At 36.2% G+C, this 16,267-nt stretch carries 13 protein-coding genes, 2 tRNA genes and 1 pseudogene; 10 read left to right on the top strand and 6 right to left on the bottom strand.

Annotation, left to right across the window (positions count from 1 at the left end; genetic code table 11):
* The coding region (locus OZD68_RS01160) for a transposase (RefSeq protein WP_275008720.1) at positions 1 to 468 on the top strand (468 nt) is incomplete at its 5' end.
* Here OZD68_RS01160 and OZD68_RS01155 read toward each other — a convergent pair.
* Both OZD68_RS01155 and OZD68_RS06560 read right to left on the bottom strand, forming a co-directional pair.
* On the bottom strand, positions 465 to 722 hold the full coding sequence (locus OZD68_RS01155) for a hypothetical protein (protein WP_182309174.1): 258 nt from the start codon (positions 720 to 722) through the stop codon (positions 465 to 467). The genes OZD68_RS01160 and OZD68_RS01155 overlap by 4 nt on opposite strands.
* A gap of 864 nt (positions 723 to 1,586) precedes the next feature.
* Positions 1,587 to 3,419 (bottom strand): annotated as a pseudogene (locus OZD68_RS06560) (hypothetical protein); the annotation flags it as partial.
* Positions 3,420 to 3,546: 127 nt separating this feature from the next.
* Here OZD68_RS06560 and OZD68_RS01135 point away from each other — a divergent pair.
* Positions 3,547 to 4,902 carry a phosphomannomutase/phosphoglucomutase gene (locus OZD68_RS01135; RefSeq protein WP_259366017.1) on the top strand — a complete coding sequence of 452 codons (1,356 nt, stop codon included), beginning with the start codon at positions 3,547 to 3,549 and terminating at the stop codon, positions 4,900 to 4,902.
* Between the two features lie 106 nt (positions 4,903 to 5,008).
* Here OZD68_RS01135 and OZD68_RS01130 read toward each other — a convergent pair whose 3' ends face one another.
* Complete coding sequence (locus OZD68_RS01130) at positions 5,009 to 5,860, bottom strand: Rpn family recombination-promoting nuclease/putative transposase (protein WP_182309471.1); 852 nt, start codon at positions 5,858 to 5,860, stop codon at positions 5,009 to 5,011.
* Between the two features lie 210 nt (positions 5,861 to 6,070).
* Between OZD68_RS01130 and ppdK the strand changes: the two genes are divergently transcribed.
* A complete protein-coding gene (gene ppdK, locus OZD68_RS01125; protein ID WP_182309470.1) occupies positions 6,071 to 8,806 on the top strand; it encodes a pyruvate, phosphate dikinase in 2,736 nt (911 codons plus the stop codon).
* Between the two features lie 85 nt (positions 8,807 to 8,891).
* Here ppdK and OZD68_RS01120 read toward each other — a convergent pair whose 3' ends face one another.
* Together OZD68_RS01120 and OZD68_RS01115 are read right to left on the bottom strand one after the other, a co-directional pair.
* Positions 8,892 to 9,701 carry an ankyrin repeat domain-containing protein gene (locus OZD68_RS01120; protein ID WP_259366015.1) on the bottom strand — a complete coding sequence of 270 codons (810 nt, stop codon included), beginning with the start codon at positions 9,699 to 9,701 and terminating at the stop codon, positions 8,892 to 8,894.
* Between the two features lie 66 nt (positions 9,702 to 9,767).
* Positions 9,768 to 9,920: a hypothetical protein gene (locus OZD68_RS01115; RefSeq protein ID WP_259366013.1), complete on the bottom strand. Its 153-nt coding sequence runs from the start codon at positions 9,918 to 9,920 to the stop codon at positions 9,768 to 9,770.
* 128 nt (positions 9,921 to 10,048) lie between these two features.
* On the opposite strand from OZD68_RS01115, the gene glpX reads away from it, so the two are divergent.
* The 3 genes from glpX (at position 10,049) to OZD68_RS01100 (ending at position 12,423) form a co-directional block, all read left to right on the top strand.
* Positions 10,049 to 10,975, top strand: a complete 927-nt coding sequence (gene glpX / locus OZD68_RS01110) for a class II fructose-bisphosphatase (RefSeq protein WP_182309473.1) — start codon at positions 10,049 to 10,051, stop codon at positions 10,973 to 10,975.
* Between the two features lie 81 nt (positions 10,976 to 11,056).
* A complete protein-coding gene (locus tag OZD68_RS01105) occupies positions 11,057 to 11,896 on the top strand; it encodes a hypothetical protein (RefSeq protein WP_259366011.1) in 840 nt (279 codons plus the stop codon).
* A gap of 35 nt (positions 11,897 to 11,931) precedes the next feature.
* Positions 11,932 to 12,423 (top strand): hypothetical protein, encoded by a 492-nt coding sequence (locus OZD68_RS01100; RefSeq protein WP_259366010.1) that lies wholly within the window; start codon positions 11,932 to 11,934, stop codon positions 12,421 to 12,423.
* 420 nt (positions 12,424 to 12,843) lie between these two features.
* Here OZD68_RS01100 and OZD68_RS01095 read toward each other — a convergent pair whose 3' ends face one another.
* Entirely contained in the window at positions 12,844 to 13,338 is a 495-nt protein-coding gene (locus tag OZD68_RS01095; RefSeq protein WP_182309469.1) for a hypothetical protein, read from the bottom strand.
* A gap of 205 nt (positions 13,339 to 13,543) precedes the next feature.
* Here OZD68_RS01095 and carA point away from each other — a divergent pair, with 205 nt between their 5' ends.
* From carA to tuf, 4 genes are all read left to right on the top strand, one after another.
* Complete coding sequence (gene carA, locus OZD68_RS01090; protein ID WP_182309468.1) at positions 13,544 to 14,743, top strand: glutamine-hydrolyzing carbamoyl-phosphate synthase small subunit; 1,200 nt, start codon at positions 13,544 to 13,546, stop codon at positions 14,741 to 14,743.
* 114 nt (positions 14,744 to 14,857) lie between these two features.
* Positions 14,858 to 14,940 (top strand) — tRNA-Tyr (locus tag OZD68_RS01085).
* A 4-nt stretch (positions 14,941 to 14,944) separates the two neighbouring features.
* A tRNA-Gly gene (locus tag OZD68_RS01080) sits at positions 14,945 to 15,015 on the top strand.
* 78 nt (positions 15,016 to 15,093) lie between these two features.
* The gene (gene tuf, locus OZD68_RS01075; protein ID WP_010962309.1) at positions 15,094 to 16,266 is read left to right on the top strand and encodes an elongation factor Tu; all 1,173 of its coding nucleotides are present in this window, start codon (positions 15,094 to 15,096) and stop codon (positions 16,264 to 16,266) included.
* The last annotated feature ends 1 nt before the right edge of the window (position 16,267 follow it).

Below are 16,267 nucleotides of genomic sequence, written 5' to 3'. Positions count from 1 at the left end.
TATACATCCTCTAAAAGAAATCAAAAATTGTTGAACTGGTCAATATTTATAACTAATGTTCCAGAAAATAAAATTAGTGCTGAGCAAGTATTAACGATTTACAGAGTAAGGTGGCAAATTGAGTTATTATTTAAATTGTATAAAAGCCATATCAGGCTTGATAAGGTAAAAGGAAAGCCATGCAGAGTATTATGTGAACTATATGCTAAATTGTGTGCAATTCTTATATTTCACGGCATAGTTGGTTGCACAGAAGTGAAAAAGAATACAGAACTTAGCTTAACAAAGGCATTTATTGATCTAAAAAGGCGGGTTAGAGAGTTATTTTTAGTATTAACCAAAATTAATAGTTTAAAAGCATTTCTTAAAAAACTCACTATAACTTGGTCGCGATTTTCATTAAAAGACAAACCTAGAAGGGCTAGAGTATCCACTTTAACCTCTCTAAATTTGCTCACAATCTCTTAACTTGACGCGTATGGTATCTTCAACAACCCTCTTATTGTTCCAATAACCTGCTGTTTGCTACACATTAGCTGTCTTCTGCTTCCAAGCGCTATTTTAATTTGACAACTGATTTTACTAACACTTCTCATCATCTGCGCTATACCCCTCGCATCGTTTTTATCATTCTTATTGATTCTTGCAGACAACGCTGCTGCCATATGCCTTGCATCTACACAAATTACTGGTAATCCAAAACTCCTTAACTCTTTGCACATTGATATTGACAACTATCCACTTTCTATTCCTATGGGTTCGTATTTTTTGCCTTGGCTAATCTGCTATTGCCTTACTTTCGCTTGCAACAACTTCTGCCTTAACAACTTTTCCTTTCTCATCAACGATACTTATAAAAGTTTCTTTTAATGAGATCGCTATAATATTTCATGACCTACTGTAAAAGTTTAAATTATTTTTGAAGAACCAATTCATTGAATTTGTTACTTCGTGCTAAAATAATGGAGTATGTTTCTCCATCATTCAATAGCAATTACAGTATGTTTAGCTATAATTTGAAAAACAAAAATTCGTCATTCCGCTACTAGTTAGCGGGATCTAGAGGTACCGCGGCGGCATGACGTAGGATTGCTGTCATCCCGCTGCTTGTTAGTGGCTAAGAGATACTGTGAATAAATCACGGTATCGGTTAAGTATCCCGCTACGTGTTAGCGGCTGAGATAACGCGAATAAATCGCGGGATGACGTGTTGCTTGGGTCAGCTATAGAAGCAAAACTCATCATTTTGAAAGAGGAGGAGATTTTTCCGGACCCTCAGCAGGGATTGATTTTGGATCTGATAATTCTGTATTTACCTTGATTGGCTCTAATGGAGTTTTCTGCTCTTCCGGTTTATCATCTGGAATTGGAACAGGCCAATCCATAATGTTTTGCGGTATAACTTCTGCTTCTTTAGCTTCTTTTTGACCTGTTGAAGATGATGCATCAACTCCTGCATTTTTAGTAACTTCTTGTTTGAGTTGTTTATTTTCTTCTTGTAATTGCTTTAAATTTTTCTTTAACTCGTCAATCTCTCTTATTTTTTGTTTTAATTGTTCAGATATAGTTAGTTTGTCTCTAGTCAATTTTTTGTTTTCTTGTCTTAACCCACTAGCTGTTCTGCTTGAGTTGTTGTTTACAGCTTGTATACCTTGGTCTTGCTGCTGCATGCTTGTTCCTCTACTTTCATATTCAACTTCAGTTTGAGTTGCCTGACCTTTTTCCTGCTGTAATATGTTCTGCAGTTGCTCTAGACTCTCTTTGGCAGATTTCAACTCTTCTTGTAACATATCTTCCTTTTCCTTAAGCTGACGTTGAAGCTTTTCTATTTCCCCCTTCGTATTTTCTTCGCTTACCTCATCTGCAAGTGATCTTCCAGGTTCAAGTTGTCGAATTTTCCTCTCTAAGTCTCCCTTTTCTCTCTGTAATTCATTTATAGCACTTCTCGCAATAGTCCGAATAGGATAAGATATGCGCTTATGGCTATGGTAGAGCAGTAGCATATTATGATCTGTTCGGATTATTGTAAAAAGAGCTATAATTCTTTAGACAATTGGTTCGCCGTTTCAGCCAATGTATTGTTTTCCTTTTTTGTTTCCATTAACTGTTCTGCCAACTGCTTTTTATGATCATCGTTTAAACCTTCCACTATTTTCTTCATGTCATTCTCCAAATTTGCATTCTTTTCCTTTAGTACAGTTAAATTAGCTTCACTTTGCTTCAATTTTCTCTGTAATTCTTTATTTGCCTCATTTGTTTCACCTTCCTTATCTTTCAACTGATCATTTAAGTTCTTTATTACATCATTTTTATCCTGTAGTTCTTCCTCTTGTTCCTTTATTCTTTGACCTCTTTCAAATATCGCTCGCTGTTGTTCATTGACTTTATCTCTCAAGGAGTCACGTTCTAATCTTAGATCCTCAAGCTGCTTTGCCTGCACTGCAAAATATTTAGCAAATGTTTCTTTTTCTTCCTCTAATTCCTCAACTTCATCTTTTAATCCTTCTTGCTCATACTCTTCTTCATCACCAGACATATCATCCTCAAATATTTCATCTTCATCACTAAATTCACTGCTGGTGGATATAGAACTTCTACGTGAAGAAGGTGTGCTAGGAGAGGAATACCCACTGCTGCTTGGTGTAGGTGACTGTGGTGATATATGTAGATCTTTTGTAAATATTTCCTCTGCTGGTACTTGCTGATCGTCTACACTCTTGGATATGCCAGTAAAAGCTTGATACAGAGTTTTTCCGTTGATAAAAACTTCTTTATTTTGTCCAACTAACTTTAATACTTCTTCTGAACTCGTTATTCCTCCAAATTTTGGCTCACCAATAACACTCTGTATACCACCAGAATCCAATTTTACGGTCATGCTACAGTCTATGCTGTTACCTTCAGAATCCTTAGCCTGCCAATTAATGGTCATTTCACATGAGCTTGAACCAGTAAAATCATAGTGCCTTTCGCTGCCTTTTTTGGTTGCAGTTATTTGACTATCTTTCCCTAAAGATATGTTATAAACCTTACCTTCACTGCTAGCTCTTAAAATATTGCTAATTTCTATTGGTTTTTCTTCATTTTCAAATCTAATTTTGAAGTCATCATCTTTTGTTGAATACGCTAAGAAATTTTGATTTGGTAAAGATGCTTCAAATTCTCTATGTGTTTCATTTATTGATTGCTCAAATTTTTGGAACTCCTTTTCCCACTTTAAATTTATCTGTCCTGTAATGTTCTCATCTTTGCGTAAAGGGCCAATAAAATACCAGATTAAATTTTTCCTCCAATTGTTTTATAGTCTCTTGAAAGCTGCTACAAGATTCAATCACATCTAAAATATCCTTTTTCTTCTGTTCATCTACATCTAAACTTTGACTTTCAGCTATAAATACATTTTCGTTTTCCTGTGGCATAATTTTACATTTTAAAAAATATACTATAATATTAACAGATTTCTTTAAAAAGTCAACTAATTGTTGGATAAATAAACTTGAGCATTTGGCCAAAATGTTATATAGTAGTCACTTCGAGAAGTACAGTATGGACAATACCATTATAAGAAAATACGATATTAGAGGTATAATAGGCAAAGACTTGCAGGTTAATGATGGGTACGAGATAGGTAGAAAGTTTGGCCAAACCGTAGTTAGTGTTTGTGTCGGCTACGACAGCAGAATAGATTCACCAGGTATAGAAAGAGAATTAATTAGGGGCTTAACTTTATCCGGTGCAAATGTTATACGCGTTGGACTATGCTCTTCACCTATGCTTTACGCTGCAGCACAAATCACACAGGCGGATCTTGGTATCATAATAACTGCCTCTCATAACCACAGCGAATATAATGGCTTTAAATTTTTTAGTAATAAAAAAGTCTTCTCAGATCAAGAAATGAAGGAAATTATAAGCAGTCCAATTAAAAACAGCACAAGAATTGGAAGCTTAATTAACATAAATATATATAGTGAGTACATTAGCATATTGAAAAGTGCAGTGAAGAATAATACTACACAGAAATTAAAAATAGCCTGGGATTGTGGAAATAGTCCAGCAAGTGGAATTATAAGGTATATTGAAAAGATCTTGCCTGGTCATACGCATATCGTAACCAATAACTCTATAGATGGGGCATTTCCACTGCATGATCCAGATCCCATAGAGGAAAAGAACCTCGCTCAATTAATTGACATTGTGAAGGAATGTGAATGTGATCTTGGCATTGCGCTAGATGGCGATAGCGATAGGGTGCGCTTAATTGATAATAAAGGCAACGTTGTTTCCAATGACCATTTATTTATAATTTTTGCACGTGAAGTGTTGGAGGAATATCCAGAAAGCAAAGTTATTGCTAACGTAAAAATGAGTATGAAAGTGCATGATTTTGTTAGTAAGTTAGGAGGGCAAGTTATTACCTGCGCTACTGGACATTCACTAGTTAAGAGGAAGATGGTAGAGGAAGAGGCAAAGTTTGCTGGTGAATTAAGCGGGCACTTCTTCTTTTCTGAGCTAGGTTTTGATGATGGGCTATATTCTGCTGTTAAAGCAGTTGACATTTTGCTTAAGAAAAACCAAAGCCTATCTCAGGTAATTGAGGATTTACCGAAGTTATATATCACTCATGAAGTAAAGATTGTAGTGAAAGATGAGAAAAAATTTCAAATAATTGAATCAATAAAGAAAACACTGGAGAAGCAAAATATTGTATTTTCAGATCTTGATGGTGTTAAAGTAACCGATAATAAAGGTTGGTGGCTTCTTAGGGTATCAAATACGCAAAACTGCATTACAGCAAGATGCGAAGGAGAGACTTTAGAGGGTTTTGAACTTACTAAAAAGGTTTTGTTCCATTACATTGATGAAGCAAGGTCTTTAAATTGTAGCTACTCACAGAAATAAATTTGATTTATAAAATTGACATGAAAGTATAAAGATAAATAGGCTAAATGTACTTATCACCTGGTCAGGCTGCAGCATTATTTCGTGTAACCGTTTGCTGGTCCACTTAATTCTGCAATTCTTTGATCTCACTCATGGAGAGGCCAGTAAACTTAACAATAGTGGTGACATCAACATTATTAGCCAGCATTGTTTTTGCAACTTCAATTTTTCCTTCCTTTTTAGCATCATCAAGTTTTTGTTCAAGAACAGCCCGTTCATCACGAATACGTTTTATTTCCTGTTCGTAGGCAATAAATTCTTTCTCTGACCAGTTGAATCTATTTAGTTCTTCATATGCCTTTTTAATTATTACATCACTACCTATTATCTTTTCCAATTCTTCTTCGCTAGTTTCATCTGCATATTTAAAATAATAGATCCATTTTTCAACTATACTCCCCAATTGGTCTTCTTTAGTTTTAGGAAATTTTGGTAACTCAATAAATGTAAAATAAAAATCTTTTAAATCATGTTCATAGCTATCTTTGTCTAACATTACATGATCTGACTTATACTCAGATTTATTAGGAAAGAGAATACAATCAGCAATAGCTATAAAAATGATTTCTGTAAGATCCTGATATTGATCACCTTTATCAGCTTGCCTTGAATAAGCTTTAGCAGCGTAATATTGAGCGCGTTTTTCAAAGCCTTTAGTTTTGGCAACTTGCATTTCGACTATTACTTGCACCCCATTTTCATCCCTGCAAAGAACATCAACGATACTTTGTTTTTTAGAGGCAATTTCAGCATCTTGAATAGTGCTGAGGAATTCTATTTCTTTTATTTCATCTTTGCCAGTGAACCCCAAAATATCATTGAGAAAGTGAATGAGGATGTCTTTATTTTTTTCAGTACCAAAAATACGCCGAAACGCAACATCATTCTTGGGGTCGAGAAACTTAGAAAGAGCCATAAAAAAATTTTTAAATGTATCTTTATATTATATATTCTTATTGATAATAATTCAATAATTTGTCATCTTTTTTGTTGACTTTACTGATGTTGCCAGAGGGAACGTTGTTGCAAAATTTTGTAAAATTTATTATCCTAAGGTTTCAAGTCCTCACAGGTTTATTGGAACTATATGTACAATGTGTTTATCAGTGAAAATCCGGAGAAAATGATGGGGGAAAAGTTAATACATTACTTTAGCCAGGGTAAATGCGAAGGCAATGCAGAAATGAAGAATCTGCTGGGAGGAAAGGGGGCAAATTTAGCAGAAATGTGCAATGTTGGCATTCCTGTTCCACCTGGTTTCACAATTTCCACCTCTGCTTGCAAAGTCTATTATCAAGACAATAGATCTTCTGTCATCCAAGTAGCTGACTACTCGGATCCAGAAAAAAATGTGGTCACGTACTGGAATGACATATGTAGTGAAATCAAAAACTACATGGCGATGCTCGAAAATGACATCGGTTGTAAGTTTGGGGATTTAAATAACCCCTTATTAGTTTCAATACGCTCTGGTAGTGTTAGTTCAATGCCGGGCATGCTTGATACTATTTTAAATGTTGGCCTAAATGATGAAACCGTTGTTGGGCTTGCAAAAAAAAGTGGCGAACGTTTTGCTTACGATAGCTACTGCCGTTTCATCATGATGTACTCCAATGTTGTACTACAGCTTGATCATCACCTATTTCAAGATGTTATTGATAATAAGCAGCAAAAGAGTGGAGCAAAAAGCTTAGCTGATCTTGATGTTGATGTTTTAAAAGAAATTGTTAACAATTTCAAAAGGATAGTACATGAAAAAACAGGAAAACATTTCCAGCAGAACGTTGAAGAGCAATTGTTAAACTCAGTTAATGCAGTATTTGCCTCTTGGAAAAATGATAGGGCTGTTTCCTATAGAAGAATACATAATATTCCTGAAAACCTTGGAACAGCGGTCAACGTGCAAGGAATGGTTTTTGGTAATTTAAATGATAATTCTGCAACTGGTGTGATATTTACACGAAATCCTTCAACTGGAGAAAAAAAATACTTTGGTGAATTTCTGATTAATGCTCAGGGTGAGGATGTGGTTTCTGGTGTTTATACTCCTATGCCAATTGACGGAGAGCAAAAAAACACCATGGAGAAGTTGCTGCCAAGTGTCTACCGAGAATTATGTGTGGTATGTGAAAAACTTGAAAGGCATTATAAAGACATGCAGGATATCGAATTTACTGTACAGGACGGTAAATTATGGATTTTGCAGACTAGGTCTGGCAAGCGCACGCCTGAAGCTGCTATTCGCATAATAGTTGATATGGTAAACGAAGGAACGATTACAAAAGAAGAAGGAATATTGAGAATTGATCCAAAAACCTTTGACAATTTATTGCATCCAGTTCTTGACGTTGAGAGTGACCAAAAAGTAATAGGGAAGGGGCTACCTGCTTCTCCAGGTGTTGCTTCTGGATATGTAGTGTTTAGTGCAAGTGATGCTGAAAAAGCTGCAGAGCAGGGTAAAAAAGTGATTTTAGTAAGGTCAGAAACGAGTCCTGAAGATATTAATGGAATGAATGCTGCAAGCGGCATAGTAACAGCACGGGGAGGGATGACCTCGCATGCTGCTGTTGTAACCCGTGGAATGGGTAAGCCATGCATTTGCAGTGTAAGTGGACTTTATATCGATAAAGATGGAATTTTCTTTTCTGTATGGGATACAAAAGTAAATAAAGGTGAACCAATTACCATCAACGGAGGAACAGGGGAGGTTATGCTTGGCATTCTTCCTACAATTTCGCCTGAATTATCGCAAGAATTCAAAACGATAATCAACTGGATAGATGAAATCAAAACGATCAAAGTGAGAGCGAACGCTGATACTCCAAAAGATGCAAAAATTGCAAAAGAATTCGGTGCAGAAGGTATAGGCTTATGTCGCACAGAACATATGTTTTTCGCTAGTGATAGAATCGAATTCATTCAAAAATTGATAATAGCTGACGATGAAAATGAAAGGGCAAATGCGCTCATTAAACTAGAAGAAATGCAAAAGTCTGATTTCAAAGAAATATTTTCTATTATGGAGGGCAGGGAAGTCACTATACGGTTGCTTGATCCACCTTTGCATGAATTTTTACCCAATGATCAGTCTACTATAGAAAAAATTGCCAAATCACTTAGTAAGTCAGTTGAGTCAGTAAAAAATAAAATAGCACAGTTATCAGAAAAGAACCCAATGCTTGGCCATCGAGGTTGTAGACTTGCTATTTCTCATCCTGAAATATATAGCATGCAGATTAGGGCAATACTTAGTGCTGCAAGTGAATTAAAGAAAGAAAAGAAGATAGAAGTGGAACCTGAAATCATGATTCCTTTTATCATGAGTGAGAAAGAGTTTGTTCTGATATGCGAGCTAGCAAAGAAAGAATCCTCTGTCATCTCAGCTAGGATCCAGATGCAGATTCCAGCGTCACGCGCTGGAATGACATCAGACAGGGCGTACTCAATTGGAACGATGATAGAACTACCAAGAGCAGCACTGATTGCTGATAAGTTAGCAAAAAATGCAGAGTTTTTTAGTTTTGGCACTAATGATTTAACGCAAACAACCATGGGACTTTCAAGAGATGATTCAGTTAATTTCCTCGATTCTTATGAGGAAAGCAACATATTTGACAATGATCCATTTGAAGTTCTGGACATCGAAGGGGTAGGGGAGTTAATCAAGATAGCCATTGAAAGAGGCAAAAAAACCAGAAAAGAAATAAAACTGGGTATATGTGGAGAGCATGGAGCAGATCCAAAATCTATAGAGTTTCTCATCGAATCAGGGGTAGATTATGTTTCATGCTCACCCTATAGAGTACCGATCGCAAAGTTAGTGGCAGCACAGTTTAGTGTTAGATCTAAATTTGCTAGGTAAGTATACTGGCAGTGTTGGCTACTCATATGGTTTGAGCCCACCAGAGGGTGTCATTCCAGCGCGTGACGCTGGGATCTAGTTTTTATTATGACCTTCTGGATCCCAGTGTCTGGGCACTGGGATGACATCCTCTTACACGTTCAACTTCATTCTCTCTCATCTCCCTATAACTTGGTAATGTAGAATTTTTTACATGCAACCCGGTATATATTGCAATCAAAGCAGCTATGACACTGCAAACTACTGCACCAGCTACAAATGGAACCATCACAGCAGCAGTAATGAATAATCCTGTAATAACAACTCCAACAACATCTTTTGTCAATGAGGTGTAAAAATCCTTTTTGCTCTCTTTATATTTAGTTTCTTGTTCATTTGGCATAGAAAATTGAGAATTTGTGAAGACATTTTTATTATTATCACAATCTGATATAGTAGTTTTGCCGGTATTTGTTTCTATTGTTAATACAGGCGTTTCATTTTCGTTACTATGACCTGGCTGATCATTAACACTACTTGACACAGGTTGGTTAGCATTTGCTTCTGTTACTATAGGAGGTGCTGGTACTATATTTTCTTCTACATTGGATGTTTCTGGTGTAATAAAATTTAATAGTATCTGAGTAATTTCTTCAACTTGTGTAGTTTGTTCTTTATCCATGGCCACCTTTAAAGCCTTTTGCATGTTTTCATCATTTACATGACCTAACAATAATTTAACTCCCTGGACATACTTTTGAGTAACAGCACAGAGCAAAGCGTTAAATTTTTCTTCTTCATTAAACTTACCACTATCCAGGAGTATTCTTACAACATCAGCTTGCTTAGTCGTTATAGCTTCGCTCAATCCAGCTTTTACATGTTTGAATTGACCAGTATTGCCTTCAGTTTTCAACTCTGTGAGTAATTTAATAATGTGTAGAAATATAGCACGATCATTGGTGTTGTCTGTAATATTAGGTCACTTTGAATTAACAATATGCCCAAGTAAAGTATAATGATATTCGTTTGTTTTTTTTATGTTTATCCTATTTTCTTTGAGCTTCTCACCAAACTCCTCAGCAGTTATATTAGGATTGTTAGTTACAATTTCCTTTATCTTTTCATAAGTCATGTCAAATTTTACCAGTATTACTATCTAATTTATTATAGCAACTTTCCCAAAACCAGTCAAGGCATATTGCAGTTTCAAGCAGCATGATATATCATGATACATATTGAATATAGTTCTTAAAGCAAATGATGGAAGATTTAGCCTATAAATTAGTTAAAGTGACCGAAGCTGGAGCACTTGCTGCGTATAAATTGGCAGGCTTTGGTGATGAAAAAAGGGCTGATCAGGTTGCAGTTGATGCAATGCGTACAGTATTAAATTCAATGGAAATAAATGGTACTATCGTAATTGGTGAAGGTGAGAGAGATGAAGCGCCGATGCTATATATTGGCGAGAAGGTTGGCACTGGAAATGGTCCTGAAATCGACATTGCCGTTGACCCACTTGAGGGCACTACGATTTGTGCTCATTACAAACAAGGGGCAATGTCTGTTCTTGCTGCAACGAAAAAAGGTAATTTTTTACATGCACCTGATGTTTATATGGAAAAAATAGCGGTAGGAAAAAATCTTCCAGAGGGTGTAGTCTCACTAAAAAATAGCATTGAAAAGAATCTAGACAATTTAGCCAAGGCAAAAAAGTGCAAAGTGAATGATCTCGTGGTAACTGTACTTAAACGTGAAAGGCATGGTGAATTAATAGAGAAAATCAGGAAATTAGGATCAAAAATTAAACTAATAGATGATGGTGATGTTGCGGCCATAGTTTCACTAGTAAATGGCAATCATGATATGTATATCGGTATAGGAGGAGCACCAGAGGGAGTGCTTGCGGCTGCAGCGCTAAGCTCTATCGACGGACAGATGGAGGGAAGATTAGTACTTGATACGGATCAGTTAAGAGAAAGAGCAAAAAATTTAAATATTGATGACCCAGAAAAAGTCTACGCCGTAAAAGATATGGCAAGAGGTGAATCAGTGTTCATTGCAACTGGAGTAACAAGCGGAGAACTTGTGGATGGAGTTAAATTGAATCATAATACCTATTCAACTAATTCTTTAATAATTCTGCCTAATAGGCTGATAAAGCTGCAAACAATGCAGAACTTATGTTAGCTTTTTTAGTTTCTAATTTTAGCTTTACAACATTTAGCATTAAGATATAATCAAGTTTACTTATAACAATAGAGGTGTGGAATGTTTTCTGGTATTATAAATCTATTTAATGGTTTGTACAAAAATTCGAGTACCAAGGAAAGTGAAGAAAAGTTGACTCTTCTATCTCCTCAAGCAAATCTTCAATTCGATGAGACTCAGGTACAAAGTGTGCTCTCAGATTTTGAGGAATTGGAGTTTAAGGATAATGGGTGTTTTGACAAAATAGCAGACGATTATGAAAAGAAGGGGGAGAGTGCCCTTTTTAACTATGTAATATTGAATAAGCGGAAAGAAATAATCGATATATTAGATAGGAATCTTCCTCTCCTCGAAGAACAGGAGGAGTTTAGAAAGAAATATGGTCAATATGTTCTTCAAATTGACAAAGGAATGAGTTATGGAAAAGAACTTCAAGATGGACTTCGGTCTTTTGAAGATAGGGCAGAAAAAGTATTATCAGATTTTGAAAGATTGAATTTTGATTTTAAGGATAATAAGTGTGAAGATTCTTCTGATTTCGTAAATTATAATAACGGTTGGCCGGCAGATCCATTTGACAAGATAGCAAATTATTATCGAGAGGATGATATTTTCCTTTTCAATTATGTGGTATTGAGTAAGCGAAAAGAAATAATGGGTATATTGGATAAGAAGCTTACTTCTAAAGATCAGGAGGAGTTAAAAGAAAATTTTAAAAAGAGGTTGGGTAGATATCTTATTCGAATTGGTGAAAGAATGAGCGATGGACAAGAATTTCTAAAAACTGGTAGTGCAATGCTTTCTTTAATGGGTGTTATGTGCCATGTCCATATGCAAACCGTCTTCTTAATCATTATGACCATCTTAATATCAACATTACTAGACCTGAACAAAGTTTAGAAACCAGTCGTCTTTTCACTGAAAAAACTAAAAGAATGGAAGAAGAGAAAAGCGAGGTAAAAAGAGCAAAAATATACAGCAATGGTGAAAGAATAGTAACAATTGAGAAGAATGAGAAACAACAGAGGAACTACTCCTTTACAAAATTTGCAATATGTGACATCGAAACTAGTTGGGGTGCAAAAGATGAATCTGGAAAAGACCTTAACTGTACTGTTGTTCTAAATATAAATTTAGGTCAAGTTAGTATTAAAAAATCAACTATTGACGGTAAAGATGTTGAACCAAAGAAAATTTTAGAGTTAGCTAAGCAAAACGAGGCTGTGCTTATAAAAGGTAAAGCTTTACATGAAGTTTTAGCAGCACATTTCATTAAGCAAACACCATGTGAGGAAAAGAAGGATATGCAATCGCACGAGAATATCGTTGTACCTGGTTCCGGTGCACCTCGCTCTGTTAATGAGGAAATAACTGTAGAGCATCCGTTCGGGAAAGCGGCAAATAAAGATAATCATAGAGAAATGTGAGTTTACAACAAATGGTGCCATGAAAGTAGCTGATACATAACTGTACGAACGTTTGTTTGTGAAGAAATGTTATAGCAGGTTTTGCCTCAAACACAAAGGTGTCATTCCAGTGCTTGACACTGGAATACAGCCCTTTTACGCAGTCCCATTAAAAACGTTGTATTTTAACGTAGGATTAGCTACTTTTATACTCACCAATTTAATCTCTAATCAAAATTCCTGGATCCCAGTGTCTGGGCACTGGGATGACATCCTCCCTAGTGGATTCAAATCACAATATTCGTATAGTAAGCACCGACCACTTTTGCTTCAATATTTGCGATGCCACTGAACAGATACAATTATTCTATTATCAGGAGGATGCCATTAATCGCTTTATATAATGCTACTTGTAACACCTATGCCCTGAACGGAGACAGTTTAGGCTGTTATGCATGGCGGCTTTGTTGGAATAAGTTTTTCAACACTGCTAACAATAAAATTGATTGTATCGTCAGCTACCTTATCGAATTTATCATTTATCTCTTTTCCTATTTCTTGATTTTTAACATATTCGTGTAGAGCTAAAGCAGTTATAGCTGCACATGCTGCAATTAAGCCAGTTTGTGCTATAATGAATAGTGATAATCCTCCTACGAATATAGATGTTAATCCAATAGCCAGGCTTATAATTTTACTTTGTGTTGTTTGTTGCGTCGCTTGGCTTTGATCTGCCTGTTTATCCTCTAAAGCATTCGATATTGTTTTTAAGGCAACTTTTATCGCTATTGCTGCAACCGAAACCATAATTAGCCCTATAGCTATTTTTGCTAAAAGAAGAATCGAAGGTAGCATCATTACAAATAATAGCGCGCCAATTCCTCCAGCTAACCACTTCTCATTTATTTTTTTTGATTGATTCGTACCAGTGTTCATTATTACCCTCCACTTTACTTATGATTTACCTATATCTAATACGAAATATGAAGGTAGTCAACTATATATTTTATATGAAAGATTGTATTAAAAGTTTTTCATGCTATTTTTTGCTGCTTCGTGGTTAAATTTGGAATTTTAGAAAGAGTTACGTATTATTTGAAATTCTTGTATACTGTTTTGAATCAGTTAAATAGATAATGAAGTGCAGGACGCAGTTTTAATTTTACAAGATGGCAAGTGCTTTTGGGGAAAATCAGTAGGTAAAAAAGGCAAGTGCATAGGCGAGGTTTGTTTTACCACTGGTATGAACGGTTATCAGCATACTATAACTGATCCTTCTTTTGCCGATCAAATTATAACGTTCACTTTTCCTCATATTGGTAACATTGGAATAAACCATAAAGATAATGAAGGAAAGAAAATTTTTGCAAGTGGTGTGGTTATGCGTGAACTTTCTTCTATGTCCCACCCTTCTTCATATATCAGTTTAAATGATTGGTTAGAGAAAAATAACGTGATTGGGATATCAGGAGTTGATACTAGAGCTTTAACAAGACATTTGAGAGAACATGGATCTCAAAATGGAATGATATGCTCATCGAGTAAGGCGCATGCATTAGACAAATTGAAGGAATACAAACCTGTAAATGGGATAGAAATAACTAATAAGGTTAGCTTAAATAACAGTTTTGAAAATAATAGACTAGCGGAGTACTTTGTCATCCAAGTAGCTGACTACTCGGATCCAGCAAAAAATATATGGATTCCAGTGTCACGCACTGGAATGACATCAGATAGAGCTATTGACCTTAATGCAAAATATAGGATTGTAATCGTTGATTTTGGCGTAAAAATCAGTATAGTTTCACGCTTAATAGAACTTGGTTGTACAGTTGAATTAATCAGACCAAGCACAGGTTTTGCTCAAAAAGTGTTGAGTATGAATCCAGATGGTATAGTGCTTTCAAATGGTCCTGGTGATCCGCAAGAAATAGGAGAAAGTGTAGTTTCAGAAATAGACACTATTATAAAATCTAAAATACCAATTTTTGGCATATGCATGGGCCATCAATTACTTGCGATTACTTTGGGGGCAAAGACCATCAAGATGGATATAGGTCACCGAGGGAGTAACCATCCAGTTTATGATGTAATTAGTGGAAAAGTTGAGATCACTAGCCAAAATCATGGTTTTGTTGTTGATTCAGCTTCTCTTCCAAGTAATGTTGAAATTACTCACATTTCTCTATTTGATAATAGTGTAGAGGGAATAATGATGAAGGATTACCTAGTCTTTTCTGTGCAATATCATCCAGAAGAAGCGCCAGGTACGCATGATTCGCATTATTTGTTTAGGCGTTTTATTGGCAATATTGTGTTATATAAAATGAAATCTGCATGATTTTAATCAGGGTAGGTTTTATTGCTTGATTTTTTAATTTTAGGCGTTTAGTATTAAATACAATAAGAGCTTAAGTTAAGATGCTAAAATAGTATTCTCTTAACAAATTTTTGCGGAGGAGTGACCGAGTGGTTAAAGGTAACAGACTGTAAATCTGTCCGCGTGAGCGTACGTAGGTTCGAATCCTACCTCCTCCATTGTGCGGGTGTAGCTCAATGGTAGAGCTCTAGCCTTCCAAGCTAGTGACGTGGGTTCGATTCCCACTATCCGCTCTTTTTTTTGTTGTATTTTTATAAAATCAACATATTATTTATTGATGTATTTGTATTTTAGGTAGAAAAGTTTAAATTATGACAGCAGTAGTGGAAGCATTTGGAAAGCCGCATGTAAATGTGGGAACAATAGGACATGTGGATCATGGGAAGACGACGTTAACAGCGGCGATAACGAAGCATTATGGAAATTTTGTAGCGTACGATCAGATAGACAAAGCGCCAGAAGAAAGGAAGAGGGGGATAACGATAGCAACAGCGCATGTTGAGTATCAGACAGAGAAAAGGCATTATGCACACGTTGATTGTCCTGGACACGCTGACTATGTAAAGAACATGATAGTAGGTGCAGCACAGATGGATGCGGCGATATTGGTAGTGTCGGGGGTTGATGGGCCAATGCCACAAACGAGAGAGCATATATTGCTGGCGAAGCAGGTAGGTGTTGGATATATCGTGGTGTATATAAATAAAGCTGATGTTGCTGATGCTGATATGATAGATTTAGTAGAAATGGAAGTGAGGGAATTACTGAGTAAATACGGATTTCCAGGGGATGAAGTGCCTGTGGTGGTTGGTTCAGCGCTCAAGGCGCTGGAGGATGACAGCAGCGAATATGGAAAGAAATCAATAGACAAATTGATGGAAAAGTTAGATGAATATGTAGCGGTTCCACCAAGGCCTGTGGATTTACCATTTTTATTGCCAATCGAAGATGTATTTTCGATATCGGGGCGAGGAACAGTGGTAACAGGAAGAATAGAGAAGGGAGAGATAAAGACGGGAGAAGAGATAGAGATAATAGGTCTGAAAGCGACGCAAAAGACGATATGCACAGGTGTAGAAATGTTTAAGAAGTTGCTGGATAAGGGAAGTGCAGGACTCAATGTAGGAATATTGTTAAGAGGAACAAAAAGAGAAGAAGTGGAGAGAGGGCAAGTATTGGCAAAACCTGGGACGATAACGCCGCATAGAAAATTTAAGGCGGAGGTTTATATATTAAAGAAAGAGGAAGGAGGAAGGCATACACCATTTTTTGCGAATTACCAGCCACAGTTTTATTTAAGGACAACGGATGTAACTGGGAGCATAAAATTGCTAGATGGGAAGGAGATGGTAATGCCAGGAGATAATGTGAGTGTAGAAGTAGAATTGCAAGTACCGATAGCAATGGATAAGGGGTTGCGTTTTGCGATAAGAGAAGGCGGTAGAACTGTTGGTTCTGGTGTTGTTTCTGAAATTTTGGAGTGAG

The sequence above is a fragment of the Wolbachia endosymbiont of Drosophila bicornuta genome (assembly GCF_028982105.1).
In the GTDB taxonomy this organism is placed as follows: domain Bacteria; phylum Pseudomonadota; class Alphaproteobacteria; order Rickettsiales; family Anaplasmataceae; genus Wolbachia; species Wolbachia pipientis.
This window is presented reverse-complemented; position numbering and strand designations above follow the sequence as displayed.